Below are 15,511 nucleotides of genomic sequence, written 5' to 3'. Positions count from 1 at the left end.
AGCTCTAATTATGTCCAGTCCATCATCGGGGCGACGCTCAGGGTACGCGGAGGCAGGTCTTTCTTCATGGGCTGACGAAATGCATCAATCAAGGTTCGTTTGCGCCTTCGGGCGCGGGGCCGACGATGGGATAGCCACACTCGCCGCAATCATCGCAATGGTACTTCGGCGCCGTCCCGAGGGTCTTTCCAGCTTACGCCAGCAATGGCTAGCAATGGCAGATAGCAGCGACAAATAGAAAGCCCGCAAGGCTTGCGCGTTGCGGGCTGGTGTCCCCTCTATCCTCTTCGAGATAGGATTTTTCGTACAGCGGACTCGATTCTGCACCACAAACCGGCAGTCGTCATTTCGCAATGCACAAAAACAGCGCAACAAAATCTATTTTGGACAAATGTTCATCTCTACTGACAAAGAGATGAAGACAAATCCGGCGCCGAACACCGCTGGGAAGCCCGGAAAGCGCCTCATCGGTTGGTCCGGCGAAATCGGCAAAAAAAAAGCCCACAACCGAAGTTGCGGGCTTGAATCCAATTCTTTAGGAGGAAATTGGAGGAGACAGGTGTAACTATATGGCAGTGCATCATGGCTGTCTGCTTTATTGTGCTGATATCAGTTATTCACAAACCACATATCAACACAACCTGTCTCACTCCGGCGGCCGTTGCCGGCCACCCCGCTCCCTTAGATCGATTCTTCGCGCGATGCCTTCTTGCGTTCGTGTTCCTTCAGGTGACGCTTGCGCAGGCGGATGCTCTTCGGGGTGACTTCGACCAGCTCGTCGTCCTCGATGAATTCCACCGCGTATTCCAGCGACAGCTCGATCGGCGGCACCAGGCGCACGGCTTCGTCGGTACCGGAAGCACGCACGTTGGTCAGCTGCTTGCCCTTGATGGGGTTGACCACAAGGTCGTTGTCGCGCGAGTGGATGCCGATGATCATGCCTTCATACACCGGGTCGTTGTGGCTGACGAACATGCGGCCGCGATCCTGCAGCTTCCACAGTGCGTAGGCCACGGCGGCGCCGTCATCCTGGGAGATCAGCACGCCGTTGCGACGGCCGGCCAGTTCACCCTTGGTGGTGTCAACCGGCTTGTAGTCGTCGAACACGTGGCTCATCAGACCGGTACCGCGGGTCAGGGTCATGAATTCACCCTGGAAGCCGATCAGGCCACGTGCCGGGATGTGGTATTCCAGGCGCACACGGCCCTTACCGTCCGGTTCCATGTTCTGCAGGTCGCCACGACGGCGGCCCAGTTCTTCCATCACGCCACCCTGGTGGGTTTCTTCGACATCGACGGTCAGGTTTTCGTACGGCTCTTCACGAACGCCATCCACCATGCGGAACACCACGCGCGGACGCGACACGGCCAGTTCGAAGCCTTCGCGGCGCATGTTTTCGATCAGGATGGTCAGGTGCAATTCGCCACGGCCCGACACTTCGTAGGTCGAGTCGTCGTTCTCGGCCTGCACCACGCGCAGGGCCATGTTGGACTTCAGTTCCTTTTCCAGGCGATCGCGGATCTGGCGGGTGGTGACGAACTTGCCTTCGCGGCCAGCCAGCGGCGAGGTGTTGACCATGAAGTTCATGGTCAGGGTCGGTTCGTCGACCTTCAGCATCGGCAGGCCATTGGGCGCATCCGGCGAGCAGATGGTGGAGCCGATGCCGATTTCCTCGATACCGTTGATCAGCACGATGTCGCCGGCCAGGGCCTCGTCCACCAACACGCGCTCCAGACCCTTGAAGGTCAGCACCTGGTTGATGCGGGCCTTGGTGGGCTTGTCTTCGGGACCGTTCATCCAGACCACGTCCTGACCGCCCTTGACGCGACCGGCCAGGATACGGCCGACGCCGATCTTGCCGACGTAGGACGAGTATTCCAGCGAGGTGATCTGCAGTTGCAGCGGTGCGTCCGGGTCATCCTTGCGGGCCGGGACGTACTTCAGGATGGCGTCGAACAGCGGCTCCATGCTGCCGCCGCGCGCTTCCGGGTCCAGGCTGGCGTAGCCGTTCAGGCCCGAGGCGTAGATCACGGGGAAGTCCAGCTGTTCTTCGGTGGCACCCAGCTTGTCGAACAGTTCGAAGGTGGCGTTGATGGCCCACTCGGCGCGTGCGCCCGGGCGGTCGATCTTGTTCAGGACCACGATCGGCTTCAGACCCAGGGCCAGCGCCTTGCGGGTCACGAAGCGGGTCTGCGGCATCGGGCCTTCCTGGGCATCCACCAGCAGCAGCACCGAGTCGACCATCGACAGCACGCGCTCGACCTCACCGCCGAAGTCGGCGTGGCCCGGGGTATCGACGATGTTGATGTGGGTGCCCTTGTACTCCACCGCGCAGTTCTTCGACAGGATGGTGATGCCGCGTTCCTTTTCGATGTCGTTGGAGTCCATCACGCGGTTGTCCACTTGCTGGTTGTCGCGGAAGGTACCGGACTGGCGCAGCAGCTGGTCCACCAGGGTGGTCTTGCCGTGGTCAACGTGGGCGATGATGGCGATGTTGCGAATTGCGCGGATATTGTTTGACATGGTGACTGTGGTTGGAATGCCGATTCTTGGGAGGCGCGCATTATAGCATGTTGCGACGCATGAACTTTGAAAAAACCTGTGTTTTCAACGGCTTGCCGGCGCCCGGAGCATCCCCCGGGAAGACCTGCTGCAAGCCGCTTTGCTGCTGTTTTGTGCTGCTTTTGTGCTGGGTCTGGCTGATTTCTAGGAGGCCGCGGACACCAGCCGTTCCGGCGCCAGGATGGCGTACTCCTGCAACAACCCGGTGCCCAGCAAGGCGCCATCCGAACTGCGATAGACCCGCACCCGGCCGGTCTGATCCGGTACGGGCACACCCTCCTTGCCCAGCGGCAGGCGCTGCCCGTGCAGGAAACGGCGCGCCAGCTCATCCGTCAGTTGCACTGCCGGGAAGCTGCGCAGCAGGCCATCGACGGGCAACAGCATGGCCTTGCGGGAGTCGACGTCACCGGGGGCGTCGAACTGTTCCAGCGTGACCGCCCCCTCCAGCGTCAGCGGGCCGACACCGGTGCGGCGCAGTGCGTTCAGGTGAGCACCACAGCCCAGGACCTCGCCGATATCTTCACCCAGCACGCGGATATAGGTCCCTTTGCTGCAGGTGACGCGGATACGCAACATCGGCGCCTGGTAATCCAGCAACTCCAGCGCATGGATGGTCACGTCGCGCGCCTCACGTTCCAGCGTGATGCCGGCGCGGGCGTATTCGTACAAGGGCTTGCCATCACGTTTCAAGGCCGAGTGCATGGGAGGAACCTGGCTGATCGGGCCACGGAACTGCGCCAGCGCGGCTTCGATCTGCGCCACGCTGACAGCCACCGGCCGCTCACCGAGGACCTGGCCCTCGGTGTCGCCGGTATCGGTGCGCGCACCCAGGTGCACGAGCGCCTCGTAGGTCTTGTCGGCTTCCAGCAGGTCCTGCGAGAACTTGGTGGCCTCGCCGAAGCACAGCGGCAGCAAGCCCGTGGCGAACGGATCGAGGGTGCCGGTATGGCCGGCCTTGGGCGCGTTGAGCATGCGCTTGGCGCGGATCAGGGCGTCGTTGGAGGACAGGCCCACCGGCTTGTCCAGCAGCAACACACCATGCACCGGCACGCGCGGAGGACGCGGCGGCCGTTGCGGCTGGCCGCGCTTGCTGCGTTTGCCCTGCTCCGGCGCACTATCGGGGGAAGCGGACGCGGGGTCCGCCGTCATATTGTCAGCCATGAAATGCAAGACCGGCCTCGCGCCCCGATGAAGGGATCGCAGACCGGTGCGAAGATGAAGGAGAAAACTGCAATGCTACGACGCAGCCGACGCCTGGCTCAGGCCTCGTCGTCCGAATCCTTGGCGCGGGTAGCGTTGGCCTCGTCGATCAGGCGCGACATTTCAATGCCGCGCGCGGTCGAGTTGTCGTGCACGAAATGCAGTTCCGGCAAGGTGTGGATGGTCAGGCGCCGCCCCAGCTGGGTACGCAGGTAACCGCCCGCCTTGCGCAGTCCGGCCAGGGTGTTCTTGATCGCGTCCGGGTTGTCCACCAGCGTGGTGAAGAAAACCTTGGCGTGCGCGTAGTCCGGCGTGACCTGCACTTCGGTAATGGTGATCATGCCCACCCGCGGGTCCTTCAGCTCGAAGGCGATCAACTCCGACAGATCGCGCTGGATCTGGTCGGCTACGCGCAAGCCGCGCCCGGGAATGGATTTGCTATGTTTTGCCATGCTTTAAAAAAACAATCCGTCGATGGCTTGGCGGGAGGATTCCCGCGTTGCTGCGACGGATCTTGCCAGTGAAGCCGGCGCATCCATCAGGATACGCCGGCATATTGCCTTTTTACAGGGTACGGGCGACTTCCTGGACTTCGAAGATTTCGAGCTGATCGCCCACTTCGATGTCGTTGTAGCCCTTGAGCGAGAGACCGCACTCGAAGCCCGACTTGACTTCCTTGACGTCGTCCTTGAAGCGCTTGAGCGAATCCAGTTCGCCGGTCCACACCACCACGTTGTTGCGCAGCAGACGCACTTGCGAGCCACGCTTGACCAGGCCTTCCAGCACGTAGCAGCCGGCGATCGAACCCACCTTGCTGACCACGAACACCTGGCGGATTTCCACCAGACCCAGTGCCTGTTCGCGCTTCTCCGGCGACAGCATGCCGGACATCGCGGCCTTCACCTCGTCCACCGCATCGTAAATGATGTTGTAGTAACGGATGTCCACGCCCGAGGCTTCTGCCAGCTTGCGAGCAGATGCGTCGGCACGGGTGTTGAAGCCGATGATGACCGCCTTGGAGGCGACCGCCAGGTTGACGTCGTTTTCGCTGATGCCACCCACGGCGGCATGCACCACCTGGACGCGCACTTCGCTGGTGGACAGCTTCTGCAGCGACTGCACCAGTGCTTCCTGCGAACCTTGCACGTCGGTCTTGATGATCATCGGCAGGTTCTTGACCTCGCCTTCGGTCATCTGGTCGAACATGTTTTCCAGCTTGGCGGCCTGCTGCTTGGCCAGCTTCACGTCGCGGAACTTGCCCTGGCGGAACAGGCCGATTTCACGCGCCTTGCGCTCGTCGGTCATGACCACTACTTCTTCACCGGCGGAGGGCACTTCGGTCAGGCCCTGGATTTCCACCGGCAGGGACGGGCCTGCCTCGGCGATGTTCTTGCCGTTCTCGTCCAGCATGGCGCGCACGCGGCCATAGGCCGAACCAGCCAGCACGACGTCGCCGCGCTTCAAGGTACCGGATTGCACCAGGATCGTTGCCACCGGGCCACGACCCTTGTCCAGCTTGGCTTCGATCACCAGGCCACGGGCCGGCACGTCCACCGGTGCGGTCAGTTCCAGCACTTCGGCCTGCAGCAGCACGTTTTCCAGCAGCGAGTCGATGCCTTCGCCGGTCTTGGCCGATACCGCGATGAACGGGGCATCGCCACCGTATTCTTCCGGCACGACTTCTTCGGCGATCAGTTCCTGCTTGACGCGGTCGGGGTTGGCACCCGGCTTGTCGATCTTGTTGATCGCCACCACCAGCGGCACGCCGCCGGCCTTGGCGTGGGCGATCGCTTCCTTGGTCTGGGGCATGACGCCGTCGTCGGCTGCCACCACCAGGATCACGATGTCGGTCGCCTTGGCACCACGGGCACGCATGGCGGTGAACGCCTCGTGGCCCGGGGTATCCAGGAAGGTGATCATGCCGCGCGGGGTTTCCACGTGGTAGGCACCGATGTGCTGGGTGATGCCGCCGGCTTCACCCGAGGCCACCTTGGTGCGACGGATGTAATCCAGCAGCGAGGTCTTGCCGTGGTCGACGTGACCCATGACGGTAACCACCGGTGCACGCGGCAGCGCTTCGGCATCGGCGTGTTCTTCGCCTTCGACCAGCAGCGCTTCCGGATCTTCCGCCTTGGCGGCGTGGGCACGGTGGCCCATTTCTTCCACCACGATCATGGCGGTTTCCTGATCCAGCACCTGGTTGATGGTGACCATCTGGCCCAGCTTCATCAGGTGCTTGATGACCTCGGATGCCTTGACCGCCATCTTGTGGGCCACTTCGGCCACGGTGATGGTTTCCGGCACGTAGACATCGTGCACCACGGCTTCGGTCGGCACCTGGAAATTGCTTTCACGCTGATCATCGCCATGCGAATGACGACGGCCCTTGGGGCCGGCACGCCAACCATCGCGACCACCGCCACCGGTAGCGCCGCGCGACTTCATGCCGCCGGTGCCACGCTTCTTGGCATCGTCCTGCCAGGTCGACGAGACATTGGCCGACTTGATCGACTTCTTGTCTGCAGCCACGACCGGCTTCTTGTCATCCTTCTTCTCGCCCGGCTTGGCAGCGGTCGCCGGCTTATGCAGCGTGCCTTCGGAGGTCTTGGCCGGGGCTGCAGCAGGTTCGGGCGCCTTGATGACGCGACGCGGCGCATTCATCATGGCCTTGATCTGTGCCACTTCGTCTTCCACGGCCTTGCGGGCGCGGTCAGCGGCGGCAGCACGGTCAGCGGCTTCCTTGGCGGCGGCTTCAGCCTTCTTCTTGGCTTCTTCGGCAGCAGCGCGCTTCTTTTCTTCGGCAGCCTGGTCGACCGCCGGAGCCGGCGCAGCAGCGGCAGCAGCCGTCGCGGCGGGGGCTGCAGCCTTGGCCTTCTCGGCTTCGGCGGCAGCAGCAGCCGCTTCCGCGGCCTGGCGCTTGGCTTCGGCCTCGGCTTCTTCGCGGATGCGTTGCTGCTCCAGCTCGGCAGCCTTGGCCTGGGCGGCGCGTTCGGCCTCCAGCTGGTCCAGACGCTCCTGTTGTGCCTTCAGTTCGGCCTGACGGCGAGCCTCTTCCTGCTCACGTTCCTGCGCTTCGACAGCCGGATCGCGCTGAGGCGCCGCAGCACGCGCTGCGGTCTCGTCCACGCTGGGCTCGTCACGCTTGATGAAAGTACGCTTCTTGCGCACTTCCACCTGGATCGTGCGCGATTTGCCGGTTGCATCGGCCTGCTTGATCTCGGTGGTTTCCTTGCGGGTCAGCGTGATCTTTTTCTTCTCGCCTTCCGGCGCGGCCCCGCGCGCTCGGCGCAGGTGTTCAAGCAGGCGGTCCTTGTCTTCCTTCGACAGGGAATCGGATGCAGAGCTCTTCTCGACGCCGGCCGAACGCAGCTGGGTCAGCAGCAGGTCAGCGGGCATTTTCAGCTCGGTGGCAAATTGGGCAACGTTGTTACTCGCCATTCAGTCCTCTTTTCTATGTGGCTCGGCAGATGATGTGGAGACGCACCGCTTCTCAGCGGCCTTCGACTGCGCTCCATGCCTTGGCCTGCAGGGCCTTGGCGCGCTCATCGTATTTGGAATCGATGAGCTTCATTTCATCGTCGGTCACATCTTCAAATGCATTTTCAATCAGTTGGCGCGCGCGCTCGGAAGGCAGGGCCAGGATCGCGCCGAATTCGTCATAAGCCAGGCCGGCGAAGGCAGGCAGCGTCTTCACGCCAGCCAGACCCAGCTTGCCGGCCAGCACACGGTCCAGGCCTTCGAAGTTGATCAGTTCCTCTTCCATGCCTTCCAGGCCTTCTTCGGAGGCGATCGCTTCGGTCACCAGGGCGTCGCGGGCGCGGTTGCGCAGCTCATTGACGGTCTCTTCGTCGAACGATTCGATCTCGAGCATCTCGGTGATCGGCACGTAGGCGATTTCTTCCAGGGTCGAGAAACCTTCCTCGACCAGGATGTCGGCCACTTCCTGGTCAACATCGAGCTTTTCCATGAACAGCGTACGGATCAGCGCGGTCTCGGCCGCCGACTTGTCGGCCGATTCCTCGGCCGTCATGATGTTGATCTGCCAGCGGGTCAGTTCGGCTGCCAGACGCACGTTCTGACCGCCGCGACCAATGGCGATGGCCAAGTTCTCTTCGTCCACCACCACGTCCATGGCGTGCTTCTCTTCATCGACCACGATGGAGGTGACGTTGGCCGGGGCCAGGGCGCCGATGACGAACTGCGCAGGGTCTTCCGACCACAGCACGATGTCCACGCGCTCGCCACCCAGTTCACCGGTGACGGCCTGCACGCGCGAACCGCGCATGCCCACGCAGGTACCGATGGGGTCGATGCGCTTGTCGGCGGTGTAGACGGCGATCTTGGCGCGTACGCCCGGATCACGTGCGGCAGACTTGATTTCCAGCGAGCCTTGTTCGATTTCCGGCACTTCCAGCTCGAACAGCTTCATGATGAATTCCGGCGCGGTGCGCGACAGGATCACCTGCGGGCCACGGGCGCCGCGATCCACGCGCAGGATATAGGCACGGACACGGTCGCCGATACGCAGGTTTTCCTTGGGGATCATCTGGTCGCGCGGCAGGCGGGCTTCGATCTTGCCGGATTCGATGATGGCGTCACCGCGCTCCATGCGCTTGATGGTGCCGGTCACCAGGGCATCGCCACGGGCCAGGAAGTCGGCCAGGATCTGCTCGCGTTCGGCATCACGGATGCGCTGCAGGACCACCTGCTTGGTGTCCTGTGCGAAGCGACGGCCGAATTCCACGGACTCGATCGGGTCTTCGATGTATTCGTCCACTTCGATGTCGGGGAACTGTTCCTTGGCTTCGAACAGCAGCACTTCCTGGTCAGGCAGTTGCAGGCCGGCCTCGTCGGGCACCACGTGCCAGCGGCGGAAGGATTCGAACTCGCCGCTTTCGCGATCGATGGAGACGCGAATGTCGACCTCGCCTTCATAGCGCTTCTTGGTAGCCTGCGCCAGGGCATGCTCCAATGCGCCGAAGACGACTTCCTTATCGACGTTCTTTTCGCGCGCCAGCGCATCGACCAACAACAAAATTTCGCGACTCATCCTTTGCGACTCCTAAAATCGACCTGCGGCACCAGGTGTGCCTTATCCACATCGGCCAGCGTGAAATTCAACACGGCAGCCGACCCATCGTTTGCTTCAAATTCCAGTACCAGTTCCTCGCCTTCGGGCGCCCGCAGCACGCCTTCGTAGGTCTTGCGGTTGGACGTACCAGGCAGCGGCACGCGCAACTTGACCACGGCTTCGCAATCCACGAAACGCACGAAGTCGGTAAATTTCTTCAGGGGGCGATCCAGGCCGGGCGAGGAAACCTCCAGACGCTCATAGATCACGTCTTCCACGGTGAAGACGTGCAACAGTTGATGCGTCGCCTTCTCGCAATCCTCGACGGTGATCGAACGCGCTTCCTCCGCATCAGGATCGAACGGGAAATCGATAAAGACGCGCACCAGACCGCGCGGCGCCTTCTCGAACTCGACCAGTTCGTAGCCCAGGCCCGAAAGGGTGGATTCGATCAGTTCCAGCAATTGCAAGACTTTTTCTCCATGACAATGCTGCTTTGCCGGAGTGGCAGGCAGACATCCAAAATTGAACAGCAAAAAAAAAATGGGCATCTGCCCATCTTTTGTTATCTCTACACAAATCGAGATCACACATCACGCGAACCGCCGGACTTCCAACACATCGGGGCGCAGGCGGATCTATCAATGATTTATCACATATGCGATTCGCGGCAGGTTGCGTTTAACTAACACATTATAACCGATCCAGGTATTGACAGCAAATCCCGAATTGGCAGAAATGTGAAGAAGGCACCAAAAACGTCCATAAAAAACGTCATTGGCGCACTCCTGCGGGGCTTATCGCAGCATGACAGGCCGAATTGTCCGCGGCATTGCCGCCGGACAATTCACTGCATCAGCGACCGCCGCGACGGCGATTCATGCCCGGCAGGCCGCCCAGCATGTAGTTGGCCGCGCTGTTGCCGCCACCACGCTGCGGGCGATTGCCGCGGCGCTGGCCGTTGCCGGCGTCAGGGAAGCCCAATGCGGTCTGCAGCGGGTCAGGCTGGCGGCTCTTGGGTTGGCCACCCTTGTTGCCGCCCTTGTTACCACCGTAATTGCCGCCACCGTAGTTGCCGCCCCCGGCATTGCCACCCTGGCCGCCGTAATTGCCGCCCTGGTTGCCGAAATTGCCGCTGCTGCGGCCCTTCTGCGGCCCCTTGTTCTGCATCGCATTTCCGCGAGGCGCGTTGCCCTGCGGCTTGCCACCATTGCCCGACTTGGCCTCGCCAGCCTGTTTTTCCAGACCGCAGGCCGCCATCAGGTTGCGCACGGCGTTTTCTTCCAGCTCTTCCCAGCGACCGCGCTTCAAGGTCTGCGGCAGCGTCATGGCGCCATAGCGGGTACGGATCAGGCGCGACACGGTCAGGCCGACCGCCTCGAACATGCGGCGCACTTCGCGGTTGCGACCTTCGCCGATGGTCACGCGATACCACTTGTTGACGCCTTCGCCACCACCGTCGGCGATGCGCGAGAACTGCGCCGGACCATCATCGAGTTCGACGCCGCTCAACAGCTTCTGGCGCATGCCCTCTTCCAGCTCACCCAGGGTACGCACGGCGTATTCACGCTCGATGTTGTAGCGCGGGTGCATCAGGCGGTTGGCCAGGTCACCGGAAGTGGTGAACAGCAGCAGGCCTTCGGTGTTGAAGTCCAGACGCCCCACGGCCAGCCACTTGCCGGCCTTCATGGTCGGCAGACGGTCAAATACGGAACTGCGTCCTTCCGGATCGGCATGGCTGACGATTTCACCGGAGGGCTTGTGGTACACCAGCACGCGCGGCGGACGCTTGCTCACCTTGCGCTGGATCAGCTTGCCATTGATGCGCACGGCATCGGTGGGCAGGATGCGCTGGCCGATGTGGGCCGGCTCGCCATTGACCGAGACACGGCCGGCGACGATCAGCTCTTCCATGTCGCGGCGCGAGCCCAGACCTGCGTCGGCCAGCACCTTGTGCAGCTTGGGAGCATCATCCTCGGCGGTCAGGTCGCGGCGACCGTTCTTGCCGCGCATCTGGTGCGCCTGGCGACCACCGGCCTTGGCGCCTTCGTCACGGTCATAGGCTTCCGAGGTGACGTAGGAGAAGATGTCGTCCACCGGCTCAGTCGCGCGCAGACCCAGTTGCGGGGCCTTGGGCTTCTTGCCGTTCTTGTCGAAGTTCTTCTTGCCTTGCTGACCTTGCTGGCCGGGCTGGCCGTTGTGACCACTTTGACCACCATGGCCATTGTTCTTGCCGAACTGGCCGCGCGGCTGTTCCGGTGCCGACGGGCTCTCGCCCTTGGCCGGAGCACCTGCTTCGGCGCCGGCAGCAGCGCGCTGGGCGGCGCGGTTGTTGCGCAGGGCGCGGGGGCCGCGCACGCCGCGACGGGCGGGCTTGGCACGGTTCGGGTCCAGCGGGGCGTCCAGCAGCACCGGCGGCGCCACCACTTCCTCACCCACGGTGACGATGACCTTGGGCGGCTCGACAGGCGCCGGTGCCGGTGCCGCAGCAGCCGGAGCTGCTTCAGCCTGGGCAGCCGCCTTGGGCTTGGCGGCGCGCTTGGGCTTGGCCGGCGCGGGCGCGGATTCGATCTCCAGGCTCAACTGGGCAGAAGCGGCCGAGGCTGCGCTTTCGATGGCCTGATCGGCCTTCTTGGCGCGCGGCTTGGTCGCGCGTGGCTTCTTGACCGGCTCGGCAGGCTCTTGTGCAGGTGCAGCTGCAACCTGGGCGGAAGCTTGCTCCACCGGGGCCGATTCCTCGGCCACTGCCTTCTTGGCACGGGGAGCACGCTTCTTCGGCGCAGCAGCATCGGCAGCCACGGCTTGCGCCGCCGGCACCTCGCTTGCCTCGGATGCGGCGCTGGCCGCAGGCTTGCGGGTGCGCTTCTTCACCGGCTTGTCGGTGGTGGCGGCAGCAGCCGCTGCGAGTTCGACCTGGGTCTCGTCTTTGGAACTAGTTGGCTTCATTCTTCGAATCTGGATGTGGCGGACGCGCGTCATCTTCCCGCTGATCGGCCCGCTCGGTGGTGTCGTTATGCTCGCCTGCCGCTTCGCCGACGGCTTCGATGGCGTCTGTGCCAGTTACGGCAACGTCTTGCTCAAAAGGTTCTGGTGCTTCCGGGGAAGCGTCGTCCTGATTACCCGCAGCGCGCTCTTCCCCGGCGGCGGCTGCGATATCCATGTGATCTGCGGAAGCATCGGCTTCGGCCTGCCCGACCAACGCTTCGGTGTCATCGGCGTCAGGCGAACTGTCGATACCATCCACCGCTTCGGCGATCTCGACGGCTTCTCCGGCTTCTGCAGCCTCTGCAGTCTTTACAGCGTCTGCTTCGTCGCCAGCTTCCGGCAGTTCCGGTGTAGCGTCTGCAGACTCCTCGTCCGGCTCTTCTGCCGCCAGGGCAGCCACGCCGCCCTCAAGGGCCTGCAATTCCAGCAGCGCGCCCTGGGCAGCCGCTTCGCCGCTGACCTGCTGCAGCGGCGGCAATTCCTCCAGCGAGCTCAGGCCAAGGTCATCCAGGAACTTGCGTGTCGTCGCGAACAAGGCCGGTCGTCCCGGAACATCGCGATGGCCGATCGACTCGATCCAGCCCCGGTCTTCCAGCATGCGGATGGTCTGGGTGTTGACGGCCACGCCGCGGATCTCTTCGATATCGCCGCGGGTGACCGGCTGGCGGTAGGCGACGATGGCCAGCGTTTCCAGGGTGGCGCGGGTGTACTTGGGCGGCTTCTCCGGATTGAGGCGCTCCAGGTAGACCTTCATTTCCTTGCGGCTCTGGAAGCGCCAGCCGGTGGACAGGCTGACCACCTCCACGCCCTTGTCGGCCCACTCGGTACGCAGCTCGTCGAGCATCTGCCGGATCATCTCGGCATTGACGTCGCTGCTCTCATCGCTCTCGGGATCGACGTACAGCTTCTTCAGGTCATTGATCGACAGCGGCTCATGCGTGCAAAGCAATGCGGTTTCGAGGACTTTCTTGGCCTCAGCAATATTCATGTACCACTCTTGTGCGTCTTGTTGTTAACAAAAGTTCGGCTTGCAGCTGATCTCCATCCCGCAGGGCTGCGACAAACCAGGCCCGCGATCAGGCCAGGTACGGCAAGTCTTGCGCTGTGCTGGATGCGGCGGCGCTACCTTCCGGTGTTTGGAGATTGAATGAGCTGGAATCTAAGACCCGGGCAAATCGGCGTCGCGGAGGTATCGCGCTTTCGCAAAGCCGTCATGTCGCGGGGTTGCGGACGGCCGACTGGCACCTTTTCAACTACCGGCCTTGCGTCATGGAGACTTTGTTGTCCGCACAGGCTGCGGCGGTCGGGCGCAAGGCATTAAAAAGTTCTGCGCGGAGTGTAGCACAAAGATTTCCGTGGATGGAGCCTGTTGCACCCCGTGCACGATTATTTACCTGGCGCCGGCAGGCCGCTTCCCGCACGCCGGGTCAGCCATTCGGTGAAATCGGCCACCGCCATCGGCTTTCCAAAGTAATAACCCTGCACCTCATCACAGGCATTTTCCTTCAGGAAAGCATGCTGCTCCTCATCCTCCACACCTTCTGCGATGACGCGCAGGTTCAGGATATGGGCCAGGGAGATGACCGCCTTGACGATGGCCGCACTGTCGGCATCGCGGGCGATATCGCGCACGAAGGACTTGTCGATCTTCAGCGCATCCACCGGGAAGCGCCGCAGATACGACAGGCTGGAATACCCCGTGCCAAAGTCATCCACCGAGATCTGCAGGCCCAGGCGCTTCAAGGCATGCAGGGTCGCCACGCTTTTTTCGGCATCCTTCATGACCACGTTCTCGGTGATTTCCAGCTCAAGGCAGGATGGCGCCAGCCCGCTCTGGGCCAGCACATCGCTGACGAAATCCGGCAGGCTCTGGTTCAACTGCCGCGGCGACAGGTTCACCGCCACCGGAATGGTCGGCAAACCGGCCTGTTGCCAGCACTTGTTCTGGTGACAGGCGGTGCGCAACACCCATTCGCCGATGGGCACGATCAGGCCGGCATCCTCGGCGAAGGGAATGAAGCGGTCCGGCGGCACCATGCCCTGCTCGGGCGACTGCCAGCGGATCAGGGCCTCGGCACCGATGACGCTGCCATCCTTCAAGCTGAGCTTGGGCTGGTAGTACAGCTTGAACTCGTCCTGATCCAGCGCCCGACGCAGGTTGATCAGCATTTCCAGGCGGTTGCTGACCTGGGTATCCATCCATGGAGCGAAGAACTGGAAGTTGTTGCGTCCCTGCTCCTTGGCCCGGTACATGGCCGAGTCGGCCTGCTTCAGGAGGGTTTCCACATCCTTGCCATCGGCCGGATAGCGGCTCACGCCGATGCTGGCGGTGACCTGGAATTCACGGTCTCCGGCCTGCCAGGGGCGCGCCACAGCCGCCAGGATACGTTGCATGACCTCGGCAATGCCCTGCTCGCCGCCGGTCTGGTTCTGCAGCACCAGCACGAATTCGTCGCCGCCCTGGCGCGCCACCATATCGGTATCGCGCAGGCAGGCTTGCAGGCGCTGCGCCACGGTCTTGAGCAATTCGTCCCCGACCTGGTGGCCCAGGCTGTCATTGATGAACTTGAACTGGTCCAGGTCCACGAACACCACCGCCGTCAGGCCACCCTTCTGGCGCGCCACCTGGATGGCGCGCTGCAGGTGTTCGTGCAGCATGTTGCGGTTGGGCAAGCCGGTCAGGGCATCATGGGTGGCCTGGTGGCGCATCTCGGCTTCGTACAGCTTGCGCTCGGTGATGGCTTCCACCGTGCCCTCGTAGCAGATCAGCTTGTCGGCGTCGTCGTAGACCGCGCGCGCATTCTCGGAAATCCAGATGATGTCGCCATCGCGTCGGTACACCCGCGACTCGAAATTGGACACCGAGCCATGCTGCTCCATCAGGCGCATGAATTCGGTCCGCCGCTCCGGCTCCACATAGAGCTGGTGGCTGATATCGCGCAGGCCCACGATCAGGTCTTCCGGCGAGTGATAGCCGTAGATGCGCGCCAGGGCAGGATTCACGGCGATGTAGGTGCCGTCGGGCGTGGTCTGGAACACCCCCTCGATGGCATTCTCGAAGATGCTGCGATAGCGTCGCTCGGCTTCCTGCAGCGCCTGGGCGGCTTCCTTGCGTTCGGTCACGTCCTGCAGGAAGCCTTCCAGGGCCTCCACCTTGCCGGCCGCGTTGTACAGGCCCACGCCCCGCTCCCACACCCAGCGCAGGCTGCCGTCAGCATGCACGATGCGATATTCGATATCGATGCGACGGCGCTCGCGCAGGCATGTCTCGATATGCGCGCGCACCATGTCGCGGTCATCCGGGTGGGTCAGCTCCAGGAAGGACAAGCGGCTGTTGAGCAACAGGTCACCCGGGGCGTAGCCGGTCAGCGCCTGGCAACCGTCGCTGACGAATTCCAGGGTCCAGTAGGCGTCGTCGCGGCAACGGTAGACCATGCCATCGAGGTTGGCCAGCAAGGTTTCCAGCAGGCGCGGCGGGCGCGCCATGGCCACGACGGCCTGGTCCCGGCCTGGCTCATGGCGGCACAGGGCGCGTGAAGCAACTGTTTTCATAACGACATCGTGTCTCTCGCCTCTGCTGAGCAGGAGCTGGTGTGGTTGTGGAGATGGAGGACGCCAGGCTGCCGAATCCCCAAGGCGGCCAGCGTGATGATTCGGCAAAGCAATAAGGATGCCCACTGCCCGCGTAACGGG

General features: G+C 62.8%; 9 protein-coding genes. All 9 read right to left on the bottom strand.

Annotation, left to right across the window (positions count from 1 at the left end; translation table 11 throughout):
- Nucleotides 1–681: 681 nt before the first annotated feature.
- Nucleotides 682–2,523: a translational GTPase TypA gene (typA, locus tag ACEOAC_RS06305; protein ID WP_413443278.1), complete on the bottom strand. Its 1,842-nt coding sequence runs from the start codon at nt 2,521–2,523 to the stop codon at nt 682–684.
- A 183-nt stretch (nt 2,524–2,706) separates the two neighbouring features.
- Nucleotides 2,707–3,723 carry a tRNA pseudouridine(55) synthase TruB gene (truB, locus tag ACEOAC_RS06300; RefSeq protein ID WP_413628748.1) on the bottom strand — a complete coding sequence of 339 codons (1,017 nt, stop codon included), beginning with the start codon at nt 3,721–3,723 and terminating at the stop codon, nt 2,707–2,709.
- 98 nt (nt 3,724–3,821) lie between these two features.
- Nucleotides 3,822–4,214, bottom strand: a complete 393-nt coding sequence (gene rbfA / locus ACEOAC_RS06295) for a 30S ribosome-binding factor RbfA (protein ID WP_006464329.1) — start codon at nt 4,212–4,214, stop codon at nt 3,822–3,824.
- Between the two features lie 112 nt (nt 4,215–4,326).
- Complete coding sequence (gene infB / locus ACEOAC_RS06290) at nt 4,327–7,200, bottom strand: translation initiation factor IF-2 (RefSeq protein WP_413628747.1); 2,874 nt, start codon at nt 7,198–7,200, stop codon at nt 4,327–4,329.
- 52 nt (nt 7,201–7,252) lie between these two features.
- On the bottom strand, nt 7,253–8,812 hold the full coding sequence (gene nusA / locus ACEOAC_RS06285; RefSeq protein WP_006464327.1) for a transcription termination factor NusA: 1,560 nt from the start codon (nt 8,810–8,812) through the stop codon (nt 7,253–7,255).
- A complete protein-coding gene (gene rimP / locus ACEOAC_RS06280) occupies nt 8,809–9,303 on the bottom strand; it encodes a ribosome maturation factor RimP (RefSeq protein WP_006464325.1) in 495 nt (164 codons plus the stop codon). The genes nusA and rimP overlap by 4 nt, the downstream gene beginning before the upstream one ends.
- A 385-nt stretch (nt 9,304–9,688) precedes the next feature.
- A complete protein-coding gene (gene rluB / locus ACEOAC_RS06275) occupies nt 9,689–11,779 on the bottom strand; it encodes a 23S rRNA pseudouridine(2605) synthase RluB (protein ID WP_413628746.1) in 2,091 nt (696 codons plus the stop codon).
- Nucleotides 11,766–12,806 (bottom strand): SMC-Scp complex subunit ScpB, encoded by a 1,041-nt coding sequence (gene scpB / locus ACEOAC_RS06270; RefSeq protein WP_413444753.1) that lies wholly within the window; start codon nt 12,804–12,806, stop codon nt 11,766–11,768. The genes rluB and scpB overlap by 14 nt, the downstream gene beginning before the upstream one ends.
- Before the next feature lie 398 nt (nt 12,807–13,204).
- Entirely contained in the window at nt 13,205–15,370 is a 2,166-nt protein-coding gene (locus ACEOAC_RS06265; RefSeq protein WP_413444752.1) for a putative bifunctional diguanylate cyclase/phosphodiesterase, read from the bottom strand.
- Nucleotides 15,371–15,511: the final 141 nt, after the last annotated feature.

The sequence above is a fragment of the Herbaspirillum frisingense genome (genome assembly GCF_047325095.1).
Taxonomy (GTDB): Bacteria; Pseudomonadota; Gammaproteobacteria; order Burkholderiales; family Burkholderiaceae_D; genus Herbaspirillum; species Herbaspirillum frisingense.
The sequence above is the reverse complement of the archived record's forward strand: the minus strand, read 5'-3'. Positions and strand labels throughout refer to the sequence as shown.